Genomic DNA, 21513 nt, shown 5'->3' on the forward strand with positions numbered 1-21513 from the left:
GCAGGCGGGCATTTTTTTCTTGGCCGCTTATTTGCTGGAAGGCACCAGCGTGATCACGTTGTTCGTGGAAATCTGGTCCTGGATCTGTTCGATCTCGGCCAGCAGGTTCATCAGCGAGCGCAGCCAGGGGTAGCGGCTGTATCGGATGGTCCTGTTGCTCGCTTCAAGGTCGTTGATGAACTGCGCCGTCATGATGTGCGGATGCCGCGTGCTGCAGACGCCGCCATGCAGCTGCGCCCGCTTGCCGAGATAGGCTAGGGCGCAGGCGCGCTTGTATTCGGAAACGCTGCCATAGCGCTCGACGATGCTCTTGTCGTCCTTGCAGCGAGCGATGCATCGAAGATAAGCCTTCCAGTCCCCTTCGCGGATCTCGAACGCCTCCGGCTTGGGCGTACTGACGCTGGAAACCGAATTTTCTGACTCTGGAACTGCTGACACACTACCTCCCGGGCGTCGCGTTATGTTGTGGGTGTTTCTTGATGGCCTTCTTTGACGCGGCGCGGCGCGAAAAAGTTCAGTGTGGAAACATCAGTAAAACGGTGCTTGATCGCGCCGGGGAAAGGCTGAACGGAGGGTAAGCGTTCACCGCAAGCGCTGCCAGTTTTTTTCAGCACGCCGCCGGTTTTTTTGCCATACTTCTCAACTCGTCCGGGCTTGCTCCGCACTCTGCGCAAGCCTGCCCCAGTCCTCTTTGACGGCGGCTGAATCATGAATGATGCAGACCAGAATGACGAACCCACTGTACCTGCCGGAACGCCAAAGGCGGTAACGTCCGGGAGCCTCGCCGACCTGAAGCCGAAGGGAGCCTGCTGGTACTGCAACCAGCCGCTCGACAATGTGCGCCGCTTCTGCAGCAAGACCTGCGCGGACGACTATCGCGTTGAAGAGGAAGTCTTCAATAATCCTGCCGCCTGAGCACGCGGCCGCCGGTCTGTCGTGACCGTTCGCAACTGTCTTTTCACGATGCTTGAGCTACGACAATAGAGCCGCGCGCGCAACAGCGGTTACCGCAGGATGTTGTCTGAAATCCAAGCTTACTCTGACCCTGAAGCTGTCCAAAACAGACTGGCAGGAGCAGGAATATGACCCCGGAAGAGATAGCCAACGACATCAATACCAGGAATCGCGAAGTGCTCTATGCACGCGCCGATTATCACAACCTTGCGCACGAGGAAGTGCTTGCGCTCATGGACGAGGCTGCCATGCAGGGATTTCGCATGGGCAGTAACCTCGCCTTGTCGATGGTGAAGGGAGCCTTGCTGGTGCAGCTCACCCGGGCGGCGGGCGTGCAGCGCGATACCTCGATCTGATGCCAGGCCTGCGCTGATACACTTCGTTACACATCTGCTGTATCTCGTTTGCATCCTCCCCGCGTTAACCGACTGCCACAGCAAGTGGCGGTTTTCGGGAGGAACACATGAACAAGGCGCGAGCGGGACTGCTGGTTTCCCTCGTTTCCATTTGCACGCTGTCTGCTGCGTCGGCGGCGGACTATGACGACTTTGCGCGCGTACTGAGCGTGACGCCGCAGCTTGAACAGGTCAATTATCCGCAGCAGGAATGCCGCACCGAATACGTCCCGGTGCAACGCCATCAGCAGCGTGGCATGGGCGGCTCCATCATCGGCGGCCTCGCCGGCGGGATCATCGGCAATCAGGTGGGTGGCGGCAGCGGACGCACAGCAGCGACCGCAGCCGGCGCGATCGCCGGCGCGATCGTCGGCGACCGCATGGAGAACCGCGACGGCGCGGTAATGACCGATCATCAGCCGGTCCAGCAATGCCGCATGGTGGACAACTGGCAAAGCCGCCCCAACGGCTATGCGGTGACGTACGAATATCACGGCCGCCATTATTCGACCGTCATGCCCTACGATCCCGGCGAGCGCATGCGCGTGCGCGTTTCCGTCACGCCGCGCTGAATTTCCTGCCATCGACATCCGCCGTCCGCCCTGGCCCCCGGCCCCGGACGGCTTTTTTGCTTGCTGCCACGCAACGCCGCGCGCCATCCTCAAGCGCCTTCCATGACATGGCTCAGTAGGGTCTGCTTATCAAGGGAACAATTCCCGGCACGCCCGGTCAGCACGGTACGTTCAATCGACAAGCCTGGCCAGAGAATCACGAATACGAACAGGGTCATCCAGCCCTTGTCATCCCGCATTACTGGCCAGGCCCAGCCCGCCAGGCGCACCTGGCCTGTCGTCCCGTTCCTTTCTGAATTTCTGCCTGCCTATGAACTCTTCCCGTGTCCTTTCTTCCCCGACGCATCCGGCGATGGCTCCGCTGGCGCTGTGGGGCGGCGTCGAGTGCACTGTTGTCCGCATCGGCGACCGCTACCGCGACCAGCTTGCCGAAACCGGACACAAGCACCGTATCGAGGACCTCGATGCCATTGCCGCCCTCGGCATCCGGACGCTGCGCTATCCGGTCCTGTGGGAAGCGGTGTCGCCAACCCACCCGGACGAGGAGGAATGGCACTGGCATGACCAGCGGCTGTCACGGCTGCGCGAGCTGGGCATCGCCCCCATCGCCGGGCTTGTGCACCATGGCAGCGGGCCGGTCTACACCAGCCTCCTCGATCCGGAATTCCCGGCGCTGCTTGCCCGGCATGCCGAGCGCGTCGCACGGCGCTATCCCTGGATATCGATGTACACCCCGGTCAACGAGCCGCTGACCACCGCGCGCTTCAGCGGCCTGTATGGCCACTGGTATCCGCACGGCCGCGACATCCCCACCATGCTGCGCGCGCTGTACCACGAGTGCCTGGGCGTCGCATTGTCCATGCAAGCCATCCGCCGCATCAATCCGGCGGCGCTCCTGGTGCAGACGGAAGACATGGGCAAGACCTTTTCGCTGCCCGATCTGCAGCACCAGGCGGATTACGAGAACGAACGGCGCTGGCTGGGGTTCGACCTGCTGTGCGGCCGCATCGGGCCCGCGCACTCTTGGTACGGAGAATTCCTCAAGGCCGGCTTCACTCCCCGGCACATGGCGCGCTTCCTTGACGAGCCGTGCATCCCCGACATCGTTGGCATCAACCACTACGTAACGAGCGAGCGCTTCCTCGACCGCCGCAAGCGCGACTATCCGGAGCCGTTCCGGGTGGACGGGGTGCCCTATGTGGATGTGCACGCAACCCGTGCCTTCCATGCCGACGGATTGACCGGCCCCGCGGCACGGCTGCGTGAAGTATGGGAGCGCTACGGGCTGCCCATCGCCGTGACCGAGGCACATCTCGGCGGCTCGCGCGACGACCAGCTGCGCTGGCTGCGGGAAATGTGGCAGGCCGCGCAGACCGTGCGCAGCGAAGGGGTCGACATCCGGGCTCTTACCGTCTGGTCGCTGTTCGGATGCGTCGACTGGAATTCGCTCCTGATGCAGGACAACGGCTTCTATGAAAGCGGTGTCTTCGATGTACGGGGCAATTCGGTGCGGCCGACCGCGCTGGCCCATGCCGTTTCCTCGCTTGCCGCCACCGGCAGCTTCGACCATCCTGTCCTCGACGGGGCGGGCTGGTGGCAGCGCAAAGACCGTTTCTTCTCCACGCCGCCGAATGTGGCGGTCGCACCCGACATCATGAAAACTTCACATCGCAAGCTGGTGATCACCGGCGGCACCGGCACCCTTGGCCAGGGACTGTCGCGTGTCTGCGCGCACCGCGGCCTCGCGCACGACCTGCTGACCCGGGCCGACATGGACATTGCCGACGAAGCGTCCGTGGAGAGGGCGTTGGCCAGCCGGCGGCCGTGGGCGGTGATCAATGCGGCGGGCTATGTGCGCGTGGCCGATGCGGCGCGCGAGTCGGAACGCTGCTTCCGCGAGAATGCGGCCGGCGCCGAATTGCTTGCGCGGGCCTGCGCCAGGCTCGGCATTCCCTACGTCACGTTCTCGTCCGATCTCGTCTTCGACGGCAGCCTGGGGCGCGCCTACGTGGAAAGCGATCGCGTGTCGCCGCTGTGCGTCTACGGCTCGAGCAAGGCCGAAGCCGAACGGCGCGTCATGCACGCCTTCCCGGACGCGCTCGTGGTGCGCACCAGCGCCTTCTTCGGCCCCTGGGACAGGTACAACTTCGTGCATATGGTCTTGCGCGACCTTGCCGCAGGACGCACCATCGAAGCGTGCGGCGATTCGGTAATATCGCCGACCTATGTGCCGGACCTTGCGCACGCCACGCTCGACCTCCTGATCGACCGTGTCAACGGTGTCTGGCATCTCGCCAATCAGGGGACGACTTCGTGGTACGAATTTGCCGAGCGGGCCGCCCGCGAAGCGGGCATGGATACCTCGGCCATCCGCATGACGCGGGGCGGCGGGCGCGGCATGACGGCGCTGACAAGCGAGCGGGGATTGATCCTGCCCAGTTTTACCGCCGCCGTCGAGCGTTACGTTCGGGAAAACGCGGTGGCCTGGAACGACGGACCGGCCGGGCGGGTAGCGGCCTGAGCGGCACGCCTGCAATTCTTCTTTCTCCGGTGGGAACAGCGATGCATTGAAATACTCCAACCCGGGTATTGTCCGCAGAGAGGAAACGGCATGGCTGAGTATGCATACCCGCGCCCGCAACTGGTACGCGAACACTGGCAATCCCTGAACGGCCAGTGGAAATTCACCTTCGATGATGAAAAGAAATACCGGCGGCCGAGCGATGCCATTCAGTGGACGCACGAGATCACCGTCCCGTACCCGCCCGAATCGCAGGCCAGCGGCATCGGCGACCGAGGATTCCACCGGGCATGCTGGTACCAGCGCGAGTTCGACATCTCGGCCGATGGCCAAAGGGTGCTGCTCCACTTCGGCGCGGTGGACTACAGGGCGCGCGTCTGGGTCAACGGGCATCGCGTGGCGGACCATGAAGGCGGCCACAGTTCCTTCTACGCCGACGTCACCGACTACCTGAAGGACGGCACGCGCCACACGGTCACCGTGTATGTCGAGGATGACCCGCACGACCTCGCCAAGCCGCGCGGCAAGCAGGACTGGCAGCTGGAGCCGCATTCCATCTGGTACCCGCGCACCACCGGCATCTGGCAGCAGGTGTGGATCGAGCGGGTGCCGCGCACCTACATCCAGCGGCTGCGCTGGACGCCGCACTTCGAAGGCTTCGAGATCGGATGCGATACCTATGTCGCCGGCGACGACATCGAAGAAGACCTGTTCGTCGAAGTGAAGATCCGGCACGGCAACAAGATGCTGGCCGACGACTACTACAAGATCATCGGCAGCGAGGCCAGCCGGAAGATCTCGCTGTCGGACCCCGGCATCGACGACTCGCGCAACGAACTGCTCTGGAGCCCCGAACATCCGCGGCTGCTGGATGTCGACCTGACGCTGCGGCACAAGGACAAGGTGCTGGACAAGGTGAAGTCCTACACCGCCTTGCGTTCGGTCGCCGTCAACCGCGACCGCTTCATGCTGAACGGCCGGCCCTACCACTTGAAGCTGGTGCTGGACCAGGGGTACTGGCCCGACACGCTGCTCGCCGCGCCGAACGATGACGCCCTGCGCAGGGATGTGGAGCTGGCCAAGGCGATGGGTTTCAACGGCGTGCGCAAGCACCAGAAAGTCGAAGACCCGCGCTACCTGTACTGGGCCGACCGGCTCGGCCTGATGGTATGGGAAGAAATGCCCTCCACCTACCGCTTCACCAACCAGTCGATCAATCGCCTGGTGCGCGAATGGAGCGAAGTGATGGAGCGCGACTACAGCCATCCCTGCATCATCGTCTGGGTACCGTTCAACGAATCCTGGGGCGTGCCCAACCTGCCGGCGACGCAGGCCCACCGCAACGCAGTGGAGGCCCTGTACCACTTGACGCGCACCTTCGATTCGACGCGCCCCGTGATCGGCAACGATGGCTGGGAAGCCTCGGCCACCGATCTGCTGGGCATCCACGATTACGACGGCGACCCGGAGCGGCTGTATGCGCGCTACGCGGTCAATCCGCAAGAGCTGTTCGACAGGCGGCGCCCGGGCGGGCGCATCCTGACGCTGGACGGCTACCCGCATCGCGGCCAGCCGATCATCCTCACCGAGTTCGGCGGCATTACCTACGCGAAGACGCCGGAGCCCGGCGTGAAGGACGTGTGGGGCTATTCGCTGGCCGACAGCGACCAGGAATTCCACCAGGTTTACCGGCGGCTGCTGGAAGTGGTGAACGAGACGCCGCTGTTCAGCGGCTTCTGCTACACCCAGTTCGCGGATACCTTCCAGGAAGCGAACGGGCTGCTGACAGCTGACCGCACGCCGAAACTGCCGATCGAACAGATCTGCGCGGCCACCCGCAACATCAAGCCGAACGCGAAGGTGCAGTACGGCGTGTGATTTTTAGTGATGGTCAGCGATGCTCAGGCATCCTGCTGCGCCCCGCAGCACTTCTTGAATTTCTTCCCGCTGCCGCAAGGGCAGGGATCGTTGCGGCCGGTTTTCGGCGCCTCGTGCCTGACCTGCTGTACCGCGGACCTGCGGTGCGGCTGCCAGAACTTGTGGATGTGCGGGATCGCCGCCTCCAGTTCCAGGGCGAGCTTGTGGCGCTTGACGGGATCGTCGACCAGCGCCATTTCCTCCTCCTCGATTTCCTCTGCGCCCAGCAGGTAGACCGGCTCGATCATGTCGGCGAGATTCGATTCCCAGATCGGATCCCATGCCTCGGCGCGCAGGTTCATGCCTTCCCAGAAGCCCCAGGCCCAGGCCTCGCCGTCGATCAGCGTGCGTCCGTCGACCTCATGCTCGCAGTACAGCGGTTCGAACTCTTTCGGCGCGACCTCGAAGGTCATCGCGATTTCGTTCATGAAGCGGGCGATCAGCGCGGTGATCCGTTCCGCTTCCTTCGGCGTCTTGAACTTCGGGCCGTCCTTGCCGGCGGAGCCCCACACCTTCGGCAGCCACTCGGCCATCAGCACTTCCTCCGGCCCGATCGCGAGCGCGGTCAGGTAGCCGTGCAGCGAATCCATGGTCATGCCGTCGTCGGCGCAGCGGTCGGAGAGCAGGAACTGGTCGAGCTCCTGGAATTCCTTGTCGGAAAGTGGATCGTCGAGATGCATGGTATATCGGTGCGGGCTGCAGGAAGAAAGAGCGCATCATACACTGCCGCCCCGCGGTGCCGGGGGTACAATCGCGACCATGGACCGAATTTTTTCCCATGCCTTTTCCGGCCTGGAACCCGATGTCGTCCTCGATGCCGTCGAAAGCATCGGGCTGCGCACCGACGGGCGCCTGCTGGCGCTGAACAGCTACGAAAACCGTGTCTATCGGATCGGCATGGAAGAAGGGCCGCCGGTGGTGGCCAAGTTCTACCGTCCGCAGCGCTGGAGCGACGAAGCGATCCGTGAGGAACTGGCTTTCGTCGATGCCCTCGCTGAGCAGGAGATTCCCGCAATCCCGGCAATCCGGACCGGGCAGGGCGCCAGCCTGCACGGGCACGCCGGATTCCGCTTCGCTGTATTCCCCATGCAGGGCGGCCGGGCGCCCGACCTGGACCAGAGCGACACCCTGCAATGGCTGGGACGCTTCATCGGGCGCATTCATGCCGTCGGCGCGGCACAGCCGTTTCGCGAGCGGCCCGATATTTCGATCGACAGCTTCGGGCGCGAGCCGGCGGACTTCCTGCTCGCCAACGGCTTCATTCCCGATGAGCTGCGCGACGCCTACGCCAGCGTGACCGCGCAGGCGCTCGACGGCGTGCGCCACTGTTACGACAGGGCTGGGGAGGTGCGCATGTTGCGCCTGCACGGCGACTGCCATGTCGGGAACATCCTGTGGACGGAAAACAAGGGGCCGCATTTCGTCGACTTCGATGACAGCCGCATGGGCCCGGCGATCCAGGACCTGTGGATGCTGCTCTCCGGCGACCGCCCGGACATGGTGCGGCAACTGTCCGACCTGCTGGCGGGCTATGAAGACTTCTTCGCGTTCGACGAGCGCGAACTGCATCTGGTCGAAGCCCTGCGCACCTTGCGCCTCCTGCATTATTCCGCCTGGCTGGCGCGGCGCTGGGACGATCCTGCGTTCCAGTCGGCCTTCCCCTGGTTCAATACCCAGCGCTACTGGCAAGACCGCATCCTCGAACTGAGGGAACAGGTCGCGCTCATGTCCGAACCACCACTTTGGGGCGGCTGACGCCCCGCATTGCCACAACGGCAACACCCCGGGCAACACCCCCTGGCAACACCACTCACTACCGTTGATCGGTGGAAAGATGCCGCCTGTCCGGGCGGCAATGTCTTTTTGCCTCTTTCTACTAACATTCAGACACAAACTATCCCCGGAGAAAGAATTCATGTCCCTCGCACGCCAGTCCGGTTTCACCCTGATCGAGATGATGATCACCGTCGCCATCGCGGCCATCCTCGCCGCAGTGGCGCTGCCGGCCTACACCGACTACGTCAAGCGCGGCCGTATTTCGCAGGCCACCAACAACCTCTCGTCGATGCGGGTGAAACTCGAGCAGTACTTCCAGGATAACCGCACCTATGTCGGCGCCTGTGCTTCGGGCACCGTCGCCCCGTTGCCGGCGGCCGACGATTTCACCTACAGCTGCCCGACGCTGACTGCCACCACCTTCACGGTGCAGGCCGCCGGCGTGAGCACCGGAACGATGAACGGTTTCACCTACACCATCGACCAGGCGAACGCCAAGTCGACCACGGCGCTGCCCAGCGGCTGGGGAACCGCGCCGGTCTCCTGCTGGGTCATCAAGAAGGGCGGCGTATGTTAAGCACACGGCAACGCGGCGTCAGCATCATCGAGCTGCTGGTCGGTGTGACCATCACCTCGCTGCTGCTGGCCATGGGCATACCGGCATTCACTGCATGGATACAGAATTCCCAGAACCGCGCTGCCGCAGAGTCCGTGCTGAACGGACTGCAGATAGCCAGGGTCGAGGCGGTCAAGCGCAACACGCCGGTGCGCTTCGATTTCACCGACGGTACCGGCCTGGTCGCCTGGAACGTGGGCTGCGTGACCGTCACGGCCACCTGTCCCGAGTCGATCGCGCGGCGCACGTCGGAAAACGCGACGGCCAATGCGCGGGTCGGCATCAGCACGACCACGATTCCCACCCCGGTCCCTACGGGCCACTTCGGCACGGCGATTTCGGCCGGTGCCGGGCTGGAGGCCGGCGTAACCTTCAACGGCCTGGGCAGGATTCCCTCGGAGAACCTGGGCTTTGATGTCACCCGTATCGACGTGACCAACGCCAGCGCGTCCGCTGCACGCCGCTACGTGATCTTCATAACCACCGGCGGCCAGATCCGCATGTGCGACCCGGCCCTGAACTTTACAAACAACCCGCAGGGTTGCAGCTGAGGACGGCAGGCATGAAACGCATGACTCCAACATCGGGACAGAAGGGCATGGCGCTCATCGAAGGACTGGTCGCCATGCTTATTTTTTCGCTGGGCATCTTGTCCATCGTCGGGCTGCAGGCGGTGAACCTGAAACAGTCGACGGACGCCAAGTACCGCGTCGATGCCAGCTTCCTGGCGAACCAGACCCTCGGCAACATGTGGGCGGCAAGGACCAACCTCGGCAACTTCGCCGTGGAAGATGACGATGTCGCCGTTCTGCCGAACGGGAAGCGGACCGTTGTCGTCAACGGCAACCAGGTCACCGTCACCATCACCTGGCAGCTGCCCGGCGAATCGGCGCCCCATCGGCACGTCGTCGTTGCCCAAATCAGTGGATGAAGAAATGAATGCCTTCATGAACCGTCGCAACACAGGCTTCAGCCTGGTCGAAGTGGTGGTGGGACTCGCGATCGGGATGATCTCGATGACCATCATCATGCAGGTCTTCGCCGTCTTCGAGGGCGGAAAGCGGACCGTCACCGCCGGTGCCGATGCGCAGAACAACGGGGCCATCGCCCTGTACATGATCGAGCAGGACGCGCGCATGGCCGGGTGGGGCATGGATACCTCGGTCTACGCCAACTGCAACACCACCTATTCGTACTGCGACGGCAGCGCCGCTTGCGGCGGTGGCGCCGGACCGCTTTCCAACCTTTCCTTCACCTCGCTCAAGGTCACCGACGGCGGCACCGGCCCGGACACGCTCACGGCGCAATACTTTTCGGATCCCGATATCTCCACTTTCCGCCTGCCGGGAAATACCTCCCTGCGCAGCACGATGCCGCAATCGTCGTCGGAGCTGAATGTCGGCAGCGTGTCGGGCTGTGCCGTAGGCGACATGGTGCTCGTCGCGCAGGCCGGGAGCTGCACGCTGATGCAGATCACGCAAATCCAGGACCAGGCGCTCAAGATTCAGCACAACCCGGGCAGCAGCGGCCCGTTCAACCCGCCGGCCAACTACCAGAACACCAACAACTGGCCTGCCTACACGACAGGCGCACGGCTGTCCTGCTTCAAGCCGCCTTCCGCCGGCCCGCTGTACAAGCGCACCTATTCCGTCAATACCACGACCCGCCAGCTCATGTTCACCGACGAGGACGGAACGGAGCCGGCGGTGCCCGAAATCTTCGATCTCCAGGTGCAGTACGGCGTGGCGCCATCCGGCAGCCAGGACGTCAACGCCTGGGTCGATGCCAGCGGTGCGGACTGGGCGAACCCGACCAATGCCAACGGCAGGCGGATCAAGGCGGTCCGCATCGCGCTCGTTGCGCGCAGCACGCAGTACGAAAAGCCGGAATCGGGCACCTGCAATACGACCACCCAGGCGATGGTCGATGACTGGTCGAGCTGGGCTGTATTCAACACCGCGAGCTACCCGTCCGACTGGCAGTGCTACCGCTACAAGGTATTCGAGACGGTGGTTCCCTTGCGTAACGTGATCTGGGGTAACTTATGAAGATCGCCAAGTCAGCAATGCCCAGGCAGGCAGCAAGGCAGGAAGGCGTCGTCCTGATCATTGCCCTGATCGTGCTTGTCGCGATGACGCTCGCCAGCGTCGCCATGGTGCGCTCGATCGACACATCCACGCTCATCGCCGGCAATCTCGCCTTCAAGCAGAGCGGCGTCACCAGCGGCGACACCGGGGTGAATGAAGCGATCACCTGGTTGAGCGCGAATGGCGGCAACCTCGAAAACAATGTGCCTGCAAGCGGGTACTACGCCACCGGCCAGGATTGCCTGGACCTTACCGGAAACGGCAGCCTGCCCTCGAAATGCGTCAAGCCGTATACCGTGTTCGACTGGAGCAACGCCGGCGCTGCGCGCAAGTTGTCCAAGGATGCGGCGGGCAACGACATCTCCTATGTGATCCACCGCCTGTGCGATAACACCGGGGCGCTCAATGGCGCCAGCTGTACCGTGGAGGAGAGCGCGCAGACCGGCAGCAGCAAGGGCGGCGCCCGCCAGATGCTGACCTACCAGCCCGGAGCCTGGAATTCCGTCGCCAACCGCGGGTTCTACCGCATCACGGTGCGGATCGAGGGGCACAAGAACAACGTGAGCTATATCCAGGCGATTGTGTCGCGCTGAGGCTTTGACTGAACTTACATGTGGCGGGTCACGAAGGAAATGATCATGCATCCCAATCTGATCTCGAACAAAACCCTGCAGGCGGCGCTGCTGACGGCCGGCCTGTTCACAATAATGGCCTTCCGCGCGGCGGACGCCGCGACCGATCTCGCCGACGTGCCGCTCGCCAATGCCACCACGGCCACCATCCGTCCCAATATCGCCTTCGTGTTCGACGACTCCGGGTCGATGGACGACGAGAACATGCCGGATGACGACGGCACCAACAAGGGCAGCTACTGCTACAAGTGGTACAAGTACAACACGCTGGCCTACAATCCCGGCCAGACCTACCGGCCGCCGATCAAGGCGGACGGCACGCGCTATGCGGATGCCAGCTTCACCTCGGCGCTGCGGGACGGCTATTTTTTGTCCGGCCAGAAGCAGTTCGACGGCGTCACTACCAACGGCACGATCAACCTGAACACGCTGGGTTCCGTCACGTCGACCACCGCAGGCATTGAATTCGGTTCGCTCAGCAATTCGAAGTACTACGTGTCCTCCGTCAAGGTCACGCTGCTCGACGGCACCCAGGTCGAACTGCTGAATTCCGCCGCGGTGCCCGGCACAAGCGGCACCTCCAACACCGACGACCTCGGCGAAGCGGTACGCGACAGCATCAATGCCAAGACCGGCACGACCGGGTTTACCGCCTCGTATGACAGTGACGACAACCTGCTGACCCTCAAGGCCCCCACAAGCCAGGCGGGCCTGACCACGCAGCCGGCGATCACCCGGGTCAAGGTCAGCGGCAGCAACAGGAGCGTCAGCATCTCCAACTTCGCCACGACCACGCTCTCGTCGGGCTTCTATTACGCCACCCACAAGACCAACCCCAACAGCACGACCTGTGCGGCCAACAGCAATTACGACGTCGTGACGACTTCATCCGGCATCGTCGCGCCGGGGGCCACGGCGGGCAGTGCGGCGGCGCTGACCAACTATGCGAACTGGTATTCCTATTACCGCAAGCGCGCCTTCCTGATGAAGGCGGGTGTGGGCGAGGCCTTCGCCGCCCTGGAGCAGGACAGGTTCCGCATCGGCCTGTTCTTCATCAACAGCATCGAGTCCGGCGCCGGTTCCACCAACAACGACCTCTCGATCGATACCTTCTCGACCACGCATCGCAGCAACTGGTTCACCCGCCTGTATGGCGCCCGTGCGGACGGCTGGACCCCGCTGCGAGGCGCGCTGTCACGCATGGGGCGGATGTACGCAGGCCAGATCACGGGCTGGGACCCGGTGCAGTATTCCTGCCAGCGCAACTACACCATCCTCTCCACCGACGGCTACTGGAATACCAATGCCGAATCGAGCTCCTACGGACCGAAGCAGATGAACGGCTCGTCCGACGTGAACGACCAGGACGGCGTAGCCGGCGTCACGCGCCCCTCGCTGGACAGCTCCAAGGCATCGAACACGCTGGCCGACGTGGCACACTACTACTATCACACCGACCTGCGGCCGGGCACCTGCAGCTCGCCAGACGTGTGCACCAACAACGTCACGCCGTCGGGAACCGACGCCAACGTGGACGACGTGGCGCAGCATCAGCACATGACCACCTTCACCGTCGGCCTGGGCGTCAACGGAACGCTGGCCTACCAGGACGGCTACAAGACAAGTACTTCCGGCGATTATTTCGACATCAAGCAGGGCACCAAGAACTGGCCCAACCCGGTCAACGGCACCAACGACACCAAGGACAGGATCGACGACCTGTGGCATGCGGCGGTCAATGGCCGCGGCACCTATTTCAGCGCCAAGGACCCGGGGACGCTGTCCGGCGGCCTGTTCACCACGCTGAACGCGATCGAAAGTGTGTCCGGCAGCGGCGCGGCGGCGGCAACCAGTAACCTGCAGCCGACCACCGGCGACAACGCGATCTACATCGCGACCTACCGGACCGTGCAATGGGATGGCGAAGTCAGCGCCTATACGGTCGACCTGAACAGCGGCACCATTTCGACCGCGCCGAGCTGGTCTGCCTCGAGCGTGCTCGCGACCAAGATCGGCACCACCGGTGACAGCGACACCCGCATCATCTACACCGCCGACGGCACGACGCGCACCCTGTTCAAGCAGGGCTCCGGCGGCCTCACCGCCACCCAGCTCGCCTATTTCGACAAGACCAAGCTGTCGCAATACGACGACTGGACCGCCACGCAGCAAGCGGCGGCGACGCCGACGCTGATGGTGAACTACCTGCGCGGCCATGACCGTTACGAGGACCAGGACCGCGATTCCGGCTACGGCACCTACGAGCGCCTGTTCCGCGACCGCAGCAAGATCCTCGGTGACATCATCCACTCGCAGCCGATCTACGTGAAGGCGCCGCCGCACAACTACGCCGACGCCGGCTACGGCGGATTCAAGACCGCGCAAGATGGCCGCCTGCCGACCCTGTATGTCGCCTCCAACGACGGCATGCTGCACGCCTTCAACGCGGATACCGGCGAGGAGCGCTGGGCCTATGTCCCGCCGATTGTCCTGCCGGAAATGTGGAGACTGGCCGACAAGGCGTACAGCAACAACCACCGCTTCTTCCTGGATGGCCCGATCGTCGTCAGCGACGCCTATCTCGGCGGCACGTGGAAGACTGTCCTGATCGGCGCGCTGGGCAAGGGCGGCCGCGGCTACTACGCGCTGGACGTGACCGATCCGACGAACCCGCGGCCGCTCTGGAACTTCGGTGCCAGCGACAATGCCAATGTCGGCTATACCTACGGCACGCCGTTCATCACCAAGCTGCGCGACGGCACCTGGGTCGCCGTCCTGACCTCGGGCTACAACAACGTCCCCGAAGGCAGCAATTACGGCGGGGCGGACGGCAAGGGCTACATCTTCGTCCTGAACCTGGCCACCGGCGGGCTGATCAAGACGATTTCCACGAACGTGGGCTCGGTCGACAGCCCGAGCGGCCTGTCGCGGATCAATATCCAGACCACCGATTTCGCCACCGACAATACCGCCATCGGCGCCTACGGCGGCGACCTGTACGGCAACATGTGGCGTTTCGACCTGGATGCCGGCACCGCCACCAAGCTGGCCAGCTTCGGTACGGGCAAGCCGATCATGGCCGGCCCGGAAGTCGGCGAAGTGGACGGCAAGAAGGTGGTCTTCTTCGGCACCGGCCGTTATCTCGGCGAGGATGACTTGCCGGACGGCGCGGGCCAGACCATCTATGCCATCAGGGACGACGGCACGACAACGGTCACCGACAACACCAACCTGGTGCAGCAGACCGTGAGCAACGCGGGCACCTCCCGCAACATCAGCACCAACTCGGTCGACTGGAGCACCAAGTTCGGCTGGTACGTCAACCTGCCGGATACCGGGGAGCGGGTGGCAATCGAACCCCAGCTCTACTTCGGTACGCTGGTCGTCGCCAGCATCGTGCCCTCGGCATCCGAATGCCAGCCCGGCGGCTACAGCTGGCTGTACCAGCTCGACTACCAGACCGGCGGCAACGTCAGCACCCAGGTCGCCGGCGCATCCAAGTTCACCTCGCCGATCGTCGGTTTGACGGTGTCCAAGCTGCCTACGGGAACGCCGGTGATCTACCCGATTACCGCCGACGGCCGCAAGCCCGCCCCGGTCGAGCTGAACCTGTCGCCGGCCGGCAGCACGGGCGGCGCCAAACGTGTGCTGTGGCGCGCGCTGAACGACTGAGATGGCGGCAGGGAATGGCTGCAGGCGTCACTCGAAGCGCACGCCATTGGCGACCGGCAGCCTTGCTGCTGTCGGTCGCCTGCCACCTCGCACTGGGCTATACGGTCGCCACGAGCACGATGCCGGCGCATGGCCTGCCGCTGGAAGCGCCGCCGCTCAAGGTGCTGCCCGTCGTCCTGAAGCCGGCAACGGAAAGTCCGCAAGCGCCACCTGAGGCGGCAAGACCGGCCGCACGGCAGGCGCCGCTGCCATCGGCTCCCGTGCACGAGGACGTCCCCATCGTGCAACCCACCGGTCCCTATTATTTCCGCCTGAGCGAACTCACTGAAAAACCCGCCATATTGCAGGATACGGCCACCGACATGGTGGTGCGCGTGCCCGGACTGCCGCCGCAGGCTGCCATCCTGAAGCTGCTCATCAATGACGAAGGCGAGGTCGACCGGGTGGTGGTCGAGGATTCGTTCCTTGCGGACGAGGTTGAACAGCAGATCGCCGAAACCTTCAACAAACTCAGGTTCCGGCCGGGCATGATCGGCCGCATTGCGGTGCGCAGCCAGCTCAGGATCGAGGTCCAGCTCGAAAGCATCGAGCAGCGCCGCGTGACGATGGGCGCGAACGGATAAAGACGCTTATACCTTCTGCGCGGCTGCCGCGAGCTTGTCGAGGTTCTGCAGCACCTTCTCCACGGAAGGATCGCTGTTGGAGATCAGCACCGCGCGTTCGATCGCATCGTCGCGGCTGTTTTTCGAATAGAAGTTCAGCAGGTAATCTGCATTGTCGGTGCCCGGCACGCCCAGTCCGCCGTCCTTGGACAGCTTGCGCACATACCAGACGGCAAAGCCGTTCGCCTCTTCGCAGCAATACACCTCGGCCGAGTGATAGGGGCCCAGCGGATGTTCATCGGGATCGGTGTGCCAGATCACCTTGCGCCACAGATGGTTCTTCTTGGATTCGGCGATGTTGTGCATGGAGGGCTCCTCTGTATCTGGGCGAGTCTAACCGATCCGGAAAAACTCAGACGGGACTGCGGTCAATTCTCTTGGTCAGGATGATGGAGGTGGAGGTTTGGCGCACGCCGTCGGTGGCGCCGATCTGGTCGAGCATGCGGTCGAGCTCCGAGGTCGACTGGCAGCGCAGCGTCACCATGTAATCGACCGGCCCGCTCACCGCGCACAGTGTTTCCACCTGCGGCATTTTCTCCAGCAGCTTCACCAGCGTCGCCGACTTGCGCGGATCGACGGCAATCCCGACATAGGCGCGCACCGCCGGCTGATACAGCTCCTGGTTCAGGCGCACGCCGTAGCCCGCAATGATGCCGCGCTTTTCCAGATTGCCGATGCGCGCGATGGCCGTCGTGCGCGCGATATCCACCCGTTTGGCGATGGTCGCCACCGGCATGCGCGCATCGTCCATCAGCAGCGCGAGGATTTTGTTGTCCACGTCATCGAGTGCGGGCTTCATTTTGTGCAGTTTGTCTCGTTGTTTCGACGATTCGTCGTGAAATCATACAGTACGACGACGCTTTGGTCGCTATTTTCCGACAACGCCCGGCCTTAGACTTTTTGCATGCCAAACACAACAAGAGAGTGCAGAAAATGAAGACCAAACTCATCCTCCTCGGCGCCGGCAAGATCGGCGACGCCATCCTCAACCTGTTGTCGCATACCGGCGACTACAAGATCACGGTTGCCGATCGTGATCCCCAGCGGCTGGCGCACGTCGCGGCGATGCGCTTCCCCGATGTAACGACGGCACATGCCGACATCGGCGACATGAAGACCGTGGTCGACCTGATCGACGGCCACGACGTCACCTTGTCCGCCTGTCCGTACTTCCTGACGCCTGTCATCGCCGGCGCCGCCCGGAAGGCCGGTTCGCACTATTTCGACCTGACGGAAGACGTCGAGAGCACGCGCATCGTCAAGCAGCTGGCGGAAGACGCTTCTACCGCCTTCGTGCCGCAATGCGGTCTCGCGCCGGGCTTCATCTCCATCGTGGCCAACGATGTCGCGCGCCGCTTCGACAAGCTGCGCGACGTCCACATGCGGGTCGGGGCATTGCCGACCTATCCCAGCAATGCGCTGAAATACAACCTGACCTGGAGCACCGACGGCCTGATCAACGAGTACTGCAATCCCTGCGAAGCGATTGTCGACGGGCAATTGCGCGAAGTGTCGCCGCTGGAGGAGGTGGAGCACTTCTCGCTGGACGGCGTCGACTATGAAGCCTTCAATACCTCGGGCGGGCTCGGCACGCTGTGCGAAAGCCTGGCCGGCAAGGTACAGAACCTGAACTACAAGACGGTGCGCTATCCCGGCCACAGGGATATCATCAAGATGCTGGTGCGCGACCTGCAGCTCGGCCTGCTCGACCGCCGGCCCATCCTGAAAGAGGTGCTGGAATCCTCGATCCCCATCACCAAGCAGGACGTGGTGCTGGTCTTTGCGAGCGTGTGCGGCATGCGCGAAGGGCGGCTGGAGCAGGAAACCTACGCCAAGAAAATCTACAGCCAGCACGTGAACGGCCACTTGCTGTCGGCCATCCAGGTCACCACTGCTGCGGGCATCTGCACGATGGTCGACCTGGTGATGCAGGGCAAGCTGCCGAAGAAGGGATTGATCAGGCAGGAGCAGGCAAGGCTGGACGATTTCCTGTCCAACCGTTTCGGCCGCTTCTATGCCGCGTGAACACTTGAAAAAGGGATGAAGGATGGAGACCGTGCACAAGCTGTTGTCCGCCCTGGGGGCGGACCTGTCGAAGTACCAGGGCGATGACATCCGCAGTCGGACGCCCATCACCGGCGAAACCCTCGCCTCGTTGCGGGCCGACACGCCGCAGGCAGTGAGCGAAAAGATCGCGCGCGCCGATGCCGCCTTCCGCCAGTGGCGCAAGGTGCCCGCGCCGCGCCGGGGTGAACTGGTCCGCCTGTTCGGCGAAGAACTGCGCGCGCACAAGGACGCGCTGGGACGGCTGGTGACGATGGAAGCCGGCAAGATCCTGCAGGAAGGCCTGGGCGAGGTGCAGGAGATGATCGACATCTGCGATTTCGCGGTCGGTCTGTCGCGCCAGTTGTATGGATTGACGATCGCCTCCGAGCGTCCCGGCCACCGCATGATGGAAACCTGGCATCCGCTTGGGACGGTCGGCGTCATCTCGGCCTTCAACTTCCCGGTCGCGGTGTGGTCGTGGAATGCCGCGCTGGCCTTCGTCTGCGGCAACAGTGTCGTGTGGAAGCCGTCCGAGAAGACACCGCTGACGGCAATCGCGGTGCAGGCCCTGTTCGACCGGGCAATGTCGCGCTTCGGCAGCGATGCGCCGGAAGGACTTTCCGAGCTGAGCGTCGGCGGCCATGAATGCGGGCAGGCGCTGGTCGACGATCCCCGGGTCCCGCTCATCAGCGCCACCGGCAGCACCCGCATGGGACGAGCCGTGGCCCAGGCCTGCGCGCAGCGCCTCGCACGCAGCATCCTCGAACTCGGCGGCAATAATGCAATGATCGTCGCGCCCAGCGCCGACCTCGAACTGGCGACCCGCGCCATCGTGTTTTCCGCGGTCGGCACGGCAGGGCAGCGCTGCACCACGCTGCGCCGCCTGTTTGTGCATGAAAGCGTCTACGACACACTGGTGCCGCGCCTGCAGAAAGTCTATGCCTCCCTGCCGATCGGCAATCCGCTGGAGCAGGGGACGCTGGTCGGCCCGCTGATCGACGGCGCCTCCTTCGACGCCATGCAGAATGCGTTGGCGAAGGCGCGCAGCGATGGCGGCAATGTCACGGGCGGCGAGCGCGTGCATCCCGGCGGATGCGAAAACGGCTTTTACGTGCGGCCGGCGCTGGCCGAGATGCCGGCGCAGACCGCGATCATGCACCATGAAACCTTCGCGCCGATTCTCTACGTCGTGCGCTACCAGTCGCTGGAGCAGGCGATCGCCTGGAACAATGAAGTCCCGCAAGGCCTGTCGTCGAGTGTGTTCACCAACGACATCCGCGAGGCCGAACTGTTCATGTCGGCCAGCGGCAGCGACTGCGGCATCGCCAACGTGAACATCGGCCCCAGCGGCGCAGAGATCGGTGGCGCGTTCGGCGGCGAGAAAGAGACCGGCGGCGGACGCGAGTCTGGCTCCGATGCGTGGAAAGCCTACATGCGGCGCGCCACCAACACGGTCAACTACAGCCGCGCACTGCCGCTGGCGCAAGGGATCAGTTTCGATCTCTGAACCGCCCGCGCGGCATTCGTTCCCCATCCAACACAAGCCCGCGCCTGTCTCCCAGGCGCGGGGCGGACGCCTGCTGTCCGCATCGTTACGAAAGGACCCATTGATGGCATCCCACAACAGTAATCTCTTCAATCTCGTCGAAAAAGCCATCGGAGCGGACCAGGCGGCCCGCGTCATGCGCTTGATGGCCATTCCGTCCGGCTTCAGCGTCTGGGAATGCGGATGGGTGTCGCGCAAGGAACTGGCGCAGGCATTGAACATGGTGCTGTTCTTCGACCTGCTCCAGCGCGTGCCCGCCGGCCTGGCCTACACCGAAGAAGTGGCAGCGCGCGGCGGCAAGGTCTTCCACGACCACGGCGCGTTGCGCACCGTGCGCTGGATGCGGAATGGCCGGCTGCCGCCCGGCGAGGCGGCGTTCACGCGCATTCTCGAGCCGCTCGGGTATCGCCTGAACGGCGTATTCCCGCTCGATCGGATCGGCATGACAGGCCGCTCCTACGCGCATGCGGACAATCCGCAGGAAATGCCGCAATTCTTCGTCAGCGAACTGCATCCCGAGCGCTTTTCTTTGCCTTTCCAGGAAGCCGTCACGCGCGTAGTCTCCTCCTCGGCGGACCCCTTGCCGCCCGCCGCGCAATGCCTGTTGCATGAACTGGCGCGCGACGGCCGTCTCGCATTCGAGGACGCCGCCGCGCTGCTGCCGCAACTCCAGGCCTGCTTCGCGCGCCAGCACGATATTCCCGCCCTGGCCGACTACGCGATCCTGCGCGAAGAGTCAGACGAGATGGCATGGATCGCCACCGAGGGCAACGTCTTCAACCACGTGACCGATCGTGTCGACGATATCGAGCGCCTCGTGCGCGAGCAGGAAGCGCTCGGCCGGCCGATGAAACAAGGCATCGAAGTGTCGCAGAGCGGACGCATCCGGCAGACCGCGTTCAGGGCGGACACCGTCGCGCGCGAATTCCGCGAGGGGCAGGGCGGCATCGTTCGCCGCGAGGTGCCGGGCAGCTTTTATGAGTTCATCAGCCGCGCGCCGGCGCCGGATACCCCGGAGCTGGATCTCGGCTTCGATGCAGGCAATGCCCAGGCAATCTTCAAGATGACGGCGGCAGCGCGATAAGCGTTTTGCGCCGATACCGATACAATAGGCGCCCTCCGAATTCTTTACGTTCAGAAACAATGCCGAAGCATATCCAGGGTGTACTTGCGCTGTTGGTCGTCACCGTCGTCTGGGGCACGACCTTTCCGGCGATGAAGGACTTGTCGGAACACTTTTCCGCGGTCTGGATCGCCTTGCTGCGGTTTGCGATGGCGGGCCTGCTGCTGTCCCCCTTCCTGCTGCACGCAAGCCGGAAGGACTACACCGCCGGCGCCATCCTCGGCCTGCTGCTGTTCGCGGCCTTCATGCTCCAGGTCGAAGCCCTGGCGCAGATGAGCGCCAGCCGCAACGCCTTCATCACCGGCCTGAATGTGCTGATCGTGCCGCTGCTCGGCATCGCGGGCGGCCGCATGCCGGAGAACCGCATCATCATCGCGGTCGTGCTGTCGATGGCCGGCCTGTTCGCCATGTGCTGGGACGGCGGCGCATGGAGCGCCGGCGATACGCTCGCACTGGGCGGCGCGCTCTGCTTCGGCGTGTACGTCAAGCTGATGGAGAGCCTGACCCGGCGCGCGGACAACATGATGGCGCTGACCGCGATCCAGATCATTGCGGTCGCGGTGTGCGCGGCGGCGTGGATAGTCGTGGCCGAACCGCAGGCAGTCGCCTGGCCGTCGATCGAGGAAAGGGTGCGCGGCAATCTGGTCAACCTGCTTTATCTCGGCGTGTTCGCCACCGCCGCCATCATCTCGCTCCAGACCTGGGGCCAGCGCCACGCCAGCGCCAACGAAGCGGCCATCGTGTACGCATTCGAGCCGGCCTGCGCCGCGATCGCGGCTTACTTCTGGCTGGCGGAGGTCATGACCCCGCGCAGCATCGCCGGCGGCCTGCTGCTCATCGCAGGGATGATCGTGAGCCAGTGGCGGCCCGCGGCCCGGACGGTGCGGGCATGACTTTCCTCAAAGCGACGGACTCTTTCCGATTTCCGGCACGGGGCTTGGTGCCGGGAGCGTGTTGCATGACAATGCCGGTGATGTAAGGCATTTCATTTCAA

Annotated in this window: 22 protein-coding genes; 17 read left to right on the forward strand and 5 right to left on the reverse strand. The window is 63.8% G+C overall.

Going from position 1 to position 21513, the window contains the following annotated elements:
• Nucleotides 1-27: 27 nt before the first annotated feature.
• Nucleotides 28-438 carry a hypothetical protein gene (locus VFF99_RS17650; protein WP_325020228.1) on the reverse strand — a complete coding sequence of 137 codons (411 nt, stop codon included), beginning with the start codon at nt 436-438 and terminating at the stop codon, nt 28-30.
• Nucleotides 439-458: 20 nt separating this feature from the next.
• Nucleotides 459-710, reverse strand: a complete 252-nt coding sequence (locus tag VFF99_RS17655; RefSeq protein ID WP_325020230.1) for a hypothetical protein — start codon at nt 708-710, stop codon at nt 459-461.
• Between VFF99_RS17655 and VFF99_RS17660 the strand changes: the two genes are divergently transcribed.
• The 5 genes from VFF99_RS17660 (at nt 709) to VFF99_RS17680 (ending at nt 6320) form a co-directional block, all read left to right on the forward strand.
• Nucleotides 709-915, forward strand: a complete 207-nt coding sequence (locus tag VFF99_RS17660) for a hypothetical protein (RefSeq protein ID WP_325020232.1) — start codon at nt 709-711, stop codon at nt 913-915. The two genes, VFF99_RS17655 and VFF99_RS17660, sit on opposite strands and share 2 nt — an antisense overlap.
• 167 nt (nt 916-1082) lie before the next feature.
• Nucleotides 1083-1310 (forward strand): hypothetical protein, encoded by a 228-nt coding sequence (locus VFF99_RS17665; RefSeq protein ID WP_325020234.1) that lies wholly within the window; start codon nt 1083-1085, stop codon nt 1308-1310.
• Between the two features lie 107 nt (nt 1311-1417).
• Nucleotides 1418-1921: a glycine zipper 2TM domain-containing protein gene (locus VFF99_RS17670; RefSeq protein WP_325020236.1), complete on the forward strand. Its 504-nt coding sequence runs from the start codon at nt 1418-1420 to the stop codon at nt 1919-1921.
• Between the two features lie 310 nt (nt 1922-2231).
• The gene (locus VFF99_RS17675) at nt 2232-4442 is read left to right on the forward strand and encodes a family 1 glycosylhydrolase (RefSeq protein ID WP_325020237.1); all 2211 of its coding nucleotides are present in this window, start codon (nt 2232-2234) and stop codon (nt 4440-4442) included.
• Nucleotides 4443-4532: 90 nt separating this feature from the next.
• Nucleotides 4533-6320, forward strand: coding sequence for a glycoside hydrolase family 2 protein (locus VFF99_RS17680; RefSeq protein WP_325020239.1), 1788 nt, complete (start codon nt 4533-4535; stop codon nt 6318-6320).
• Nucleotides 6321-6343: 23 nt separating this feature from the next.
• On the opposite strand, the gene VFF99_RS17685 is transcribed toward VFF99_RS17680, so the two are convergent.
• On the reverse strand, nt 6344-7039 hold the full coding sequence (locus tag VFF99_RS17685) for a UPF0149 family protein (RefSeq protein ID WP_325020241.1): 696 nt from the start codon (nt 7037-7039) through the stop codon (nt 6344-6346).
• A 79-nt stretch (nt 7040-7118) separates the two neighbouring features.
• Here VFF99_RS17685 and VFF99_RS17690 point away from each other — a divergent pair, with 79 nt between their 5' ends.
• The 8 genes from VFF99_RS17690 (at nt 7119) to VFF99_RS17725 (ending at nt 15765) form a co-directional block, all read left to right on the forward strand.
• Nucleotides 7119-8114 (forward strand): serine/threonine protein kinase, encoded by a 996-nt coding sequence (locus tag VFF99_RS17690; RefSeq protein ID WP_325020243.1) that lies wholly within the window; start codon nt 7119-7121, stop codon nt 8112-8114.
• Between the two features lie 160 nt (nt 8115-8274).
• Entirely contained in the window at nt 8275-8712 is a 438-nt protein-coding gene (locus tag VFF99_RS17695; RefSeq protein WP_325020244.1) for a type IV pilin protein, read from the forward strand.
• The gene (locus VFF99_RS17700) at nt 8706-9302 is read left to right on the forward strand and encodes a GspH/FimT family pseudopilin (RefSeq protein WP_325020245.1); all 597 of its coding nucleotides are present in this window, start codon (nt 8706-8708) and stop codon (nt 9300-9302) included. The genes VFF99_RS17695 and VFF99_RS17700 overlap by 7 nt, the downstream gene beginning before the upstream one ends.
• An 11-nt stretch (nt 9303-9313) precedes the next feature.
• On the forward strand, nt 9314-9682 hold the full coding sequence (locus VFF99_RS17705; RefSeq protein WP_325020246.1) for a hypothetical protein: 369 nt from the start codon (nt 9314-9316) through the stop codon (nt 9680-9682).
• A 16-nt stretch (nt 9683-9698) separates the two neighbouring features.
• Entirely contained in the window at nt 9699-10799 is a 1101-nt protein-coding gene (locus VFF99_RS17710) for a PilW family protein (protein ID WP_325020247.1), read from the forward strand.
• The gene (locus VFF99_RS17715; RefSeq protein ID WP_325020248.1) at nt 10796-11431 is read left to right on the forward strand and encodes a hypothetical protein; all 636 of its coding nucleotides are present in this window, start codon (nt 10796-10798) and stop codon (nt 11429-11431) included. Before VFF99_RS17710 ends, VFF99_RS17715 begins: the two co-directional genes overlap by 4 nt.
• A gap of 45 nt (nt 11432-11476) precedes the next feature.
• On the forward strand, nt 11477-15142 hold the full coding sequence (locus VFF99_RS17720; protein ID WP_325020249.1) for a pilus assembly protein: 3666 nt from the start codon (nt 11477-11479) through the stop codon (nt 15140-15142).
• A 14-nt stretch (nt 15143-15156) separates the two neighbouring features.
• On the forward strand, nt 15157-15765 hold the full coding sequence (locus VFF99_RS17725) for a hypothetical protein (RefSeq protein WP_325020250.1): 609 nt from the start codon (nt 15157-15159) through the stop codon (nt 15763-15765).
• A gap of 6 nt (nt 15766-15771) precedes the next feature.
• Here VFF99_RS17725 and VFF99_RS17730 read toward each other — a convergent pair whose 3' ends face one another.
• On the reverse strand, nt 15772-16110 hold the full coding sequence (locus VFF99_RS17730; RefSeq protein ID WP_325020251.1) for a hypothetical protein: 339 nt from the start codon (nt 16108-16110) through the stop codon (nt 15772-15774).
• A 46-nt stretch (nt 16111-16156) separates the two neighbouring features.
• Entirely contained in the window at nt 16157-16603 is a 447-nt protein-coding gene (locus VFF99_RS17735) for an Lrp/AsnC family transcriptional regulator (RefSeq protein WP_325020252.1), read from the reverse strand.
• A 134-nt stretch (nt 16604-16737) separates the two neighbouring features.
• On the opposite strand from VFF99_RS17735, the gene VFF99_RS17740 reads away from it, so the two are divergent.
• The 4 genes from VFF99_RS17740 to VFF99_RS17755 all read left to right on the forward strand — a co-directional run bounded on the left by VFF99_RS17740 (nt 16738) and on the right by VFF99_RS17755 (nt 21412).
• Entirely contained in the window at nt 16738-17829 is a 1092-nt protein-coding gene (locus VFF99_RS17740) for a saccharopine dehydrogenase family protein (RefSeq protein ID WP_325020253.1), read from the forward strand.
• A 22-nt stretch (nt 17830-17851) separates the two neighbouring features.
• Nucleotides 17852-19357, forward strand: coding sequence for an aldehyde dehydrogenase family protein (locus VFF99_RS17745; RefSeq protein WP_325020254.1), 1506 nt, complete (start codon nt 17852-17854; stop codon nt 19355-19357).
• 103 nt (nt 19358-19460) lie between these two features.
• Nucleotides 19461-20480 carry a DUF1338 domain-containing protein gene (locus VFF99_RS17750; RefSeq protein ID WP_325020255.1) on the forward strand — a complete coding sequence of 340 codons (1020 nt, stop codon included), beginning with the start codon at nt 19461-19463 and terminating at the stop codon, nt 20478-20480.
• A gap of 59 nt (nt 20481-20539) precedes the next feature.
• The gene (locus VFF99_RS17755; RefSeq protein ID WP_325020256.1) at nt 20540-21412 is read left to right on the forward strand and encodes a DMT family transporter; all 873 of its coding nucleotides are present in this window, start codon (nt 20540-20542) and stop codon (nt 21410-21412) included.
• Nucleotides 21413-21513: the final 101 nt, after the last annotated feature.

Source organism: Noviherbaspirillum sp., from assembly GCF_035654295.1.
Lineage (GTDB): Bacteria > Pseudomonadota > Gammaproteobacteria > Burkholderiales > Burkholderiaceae_D > Noviherbaspirillum.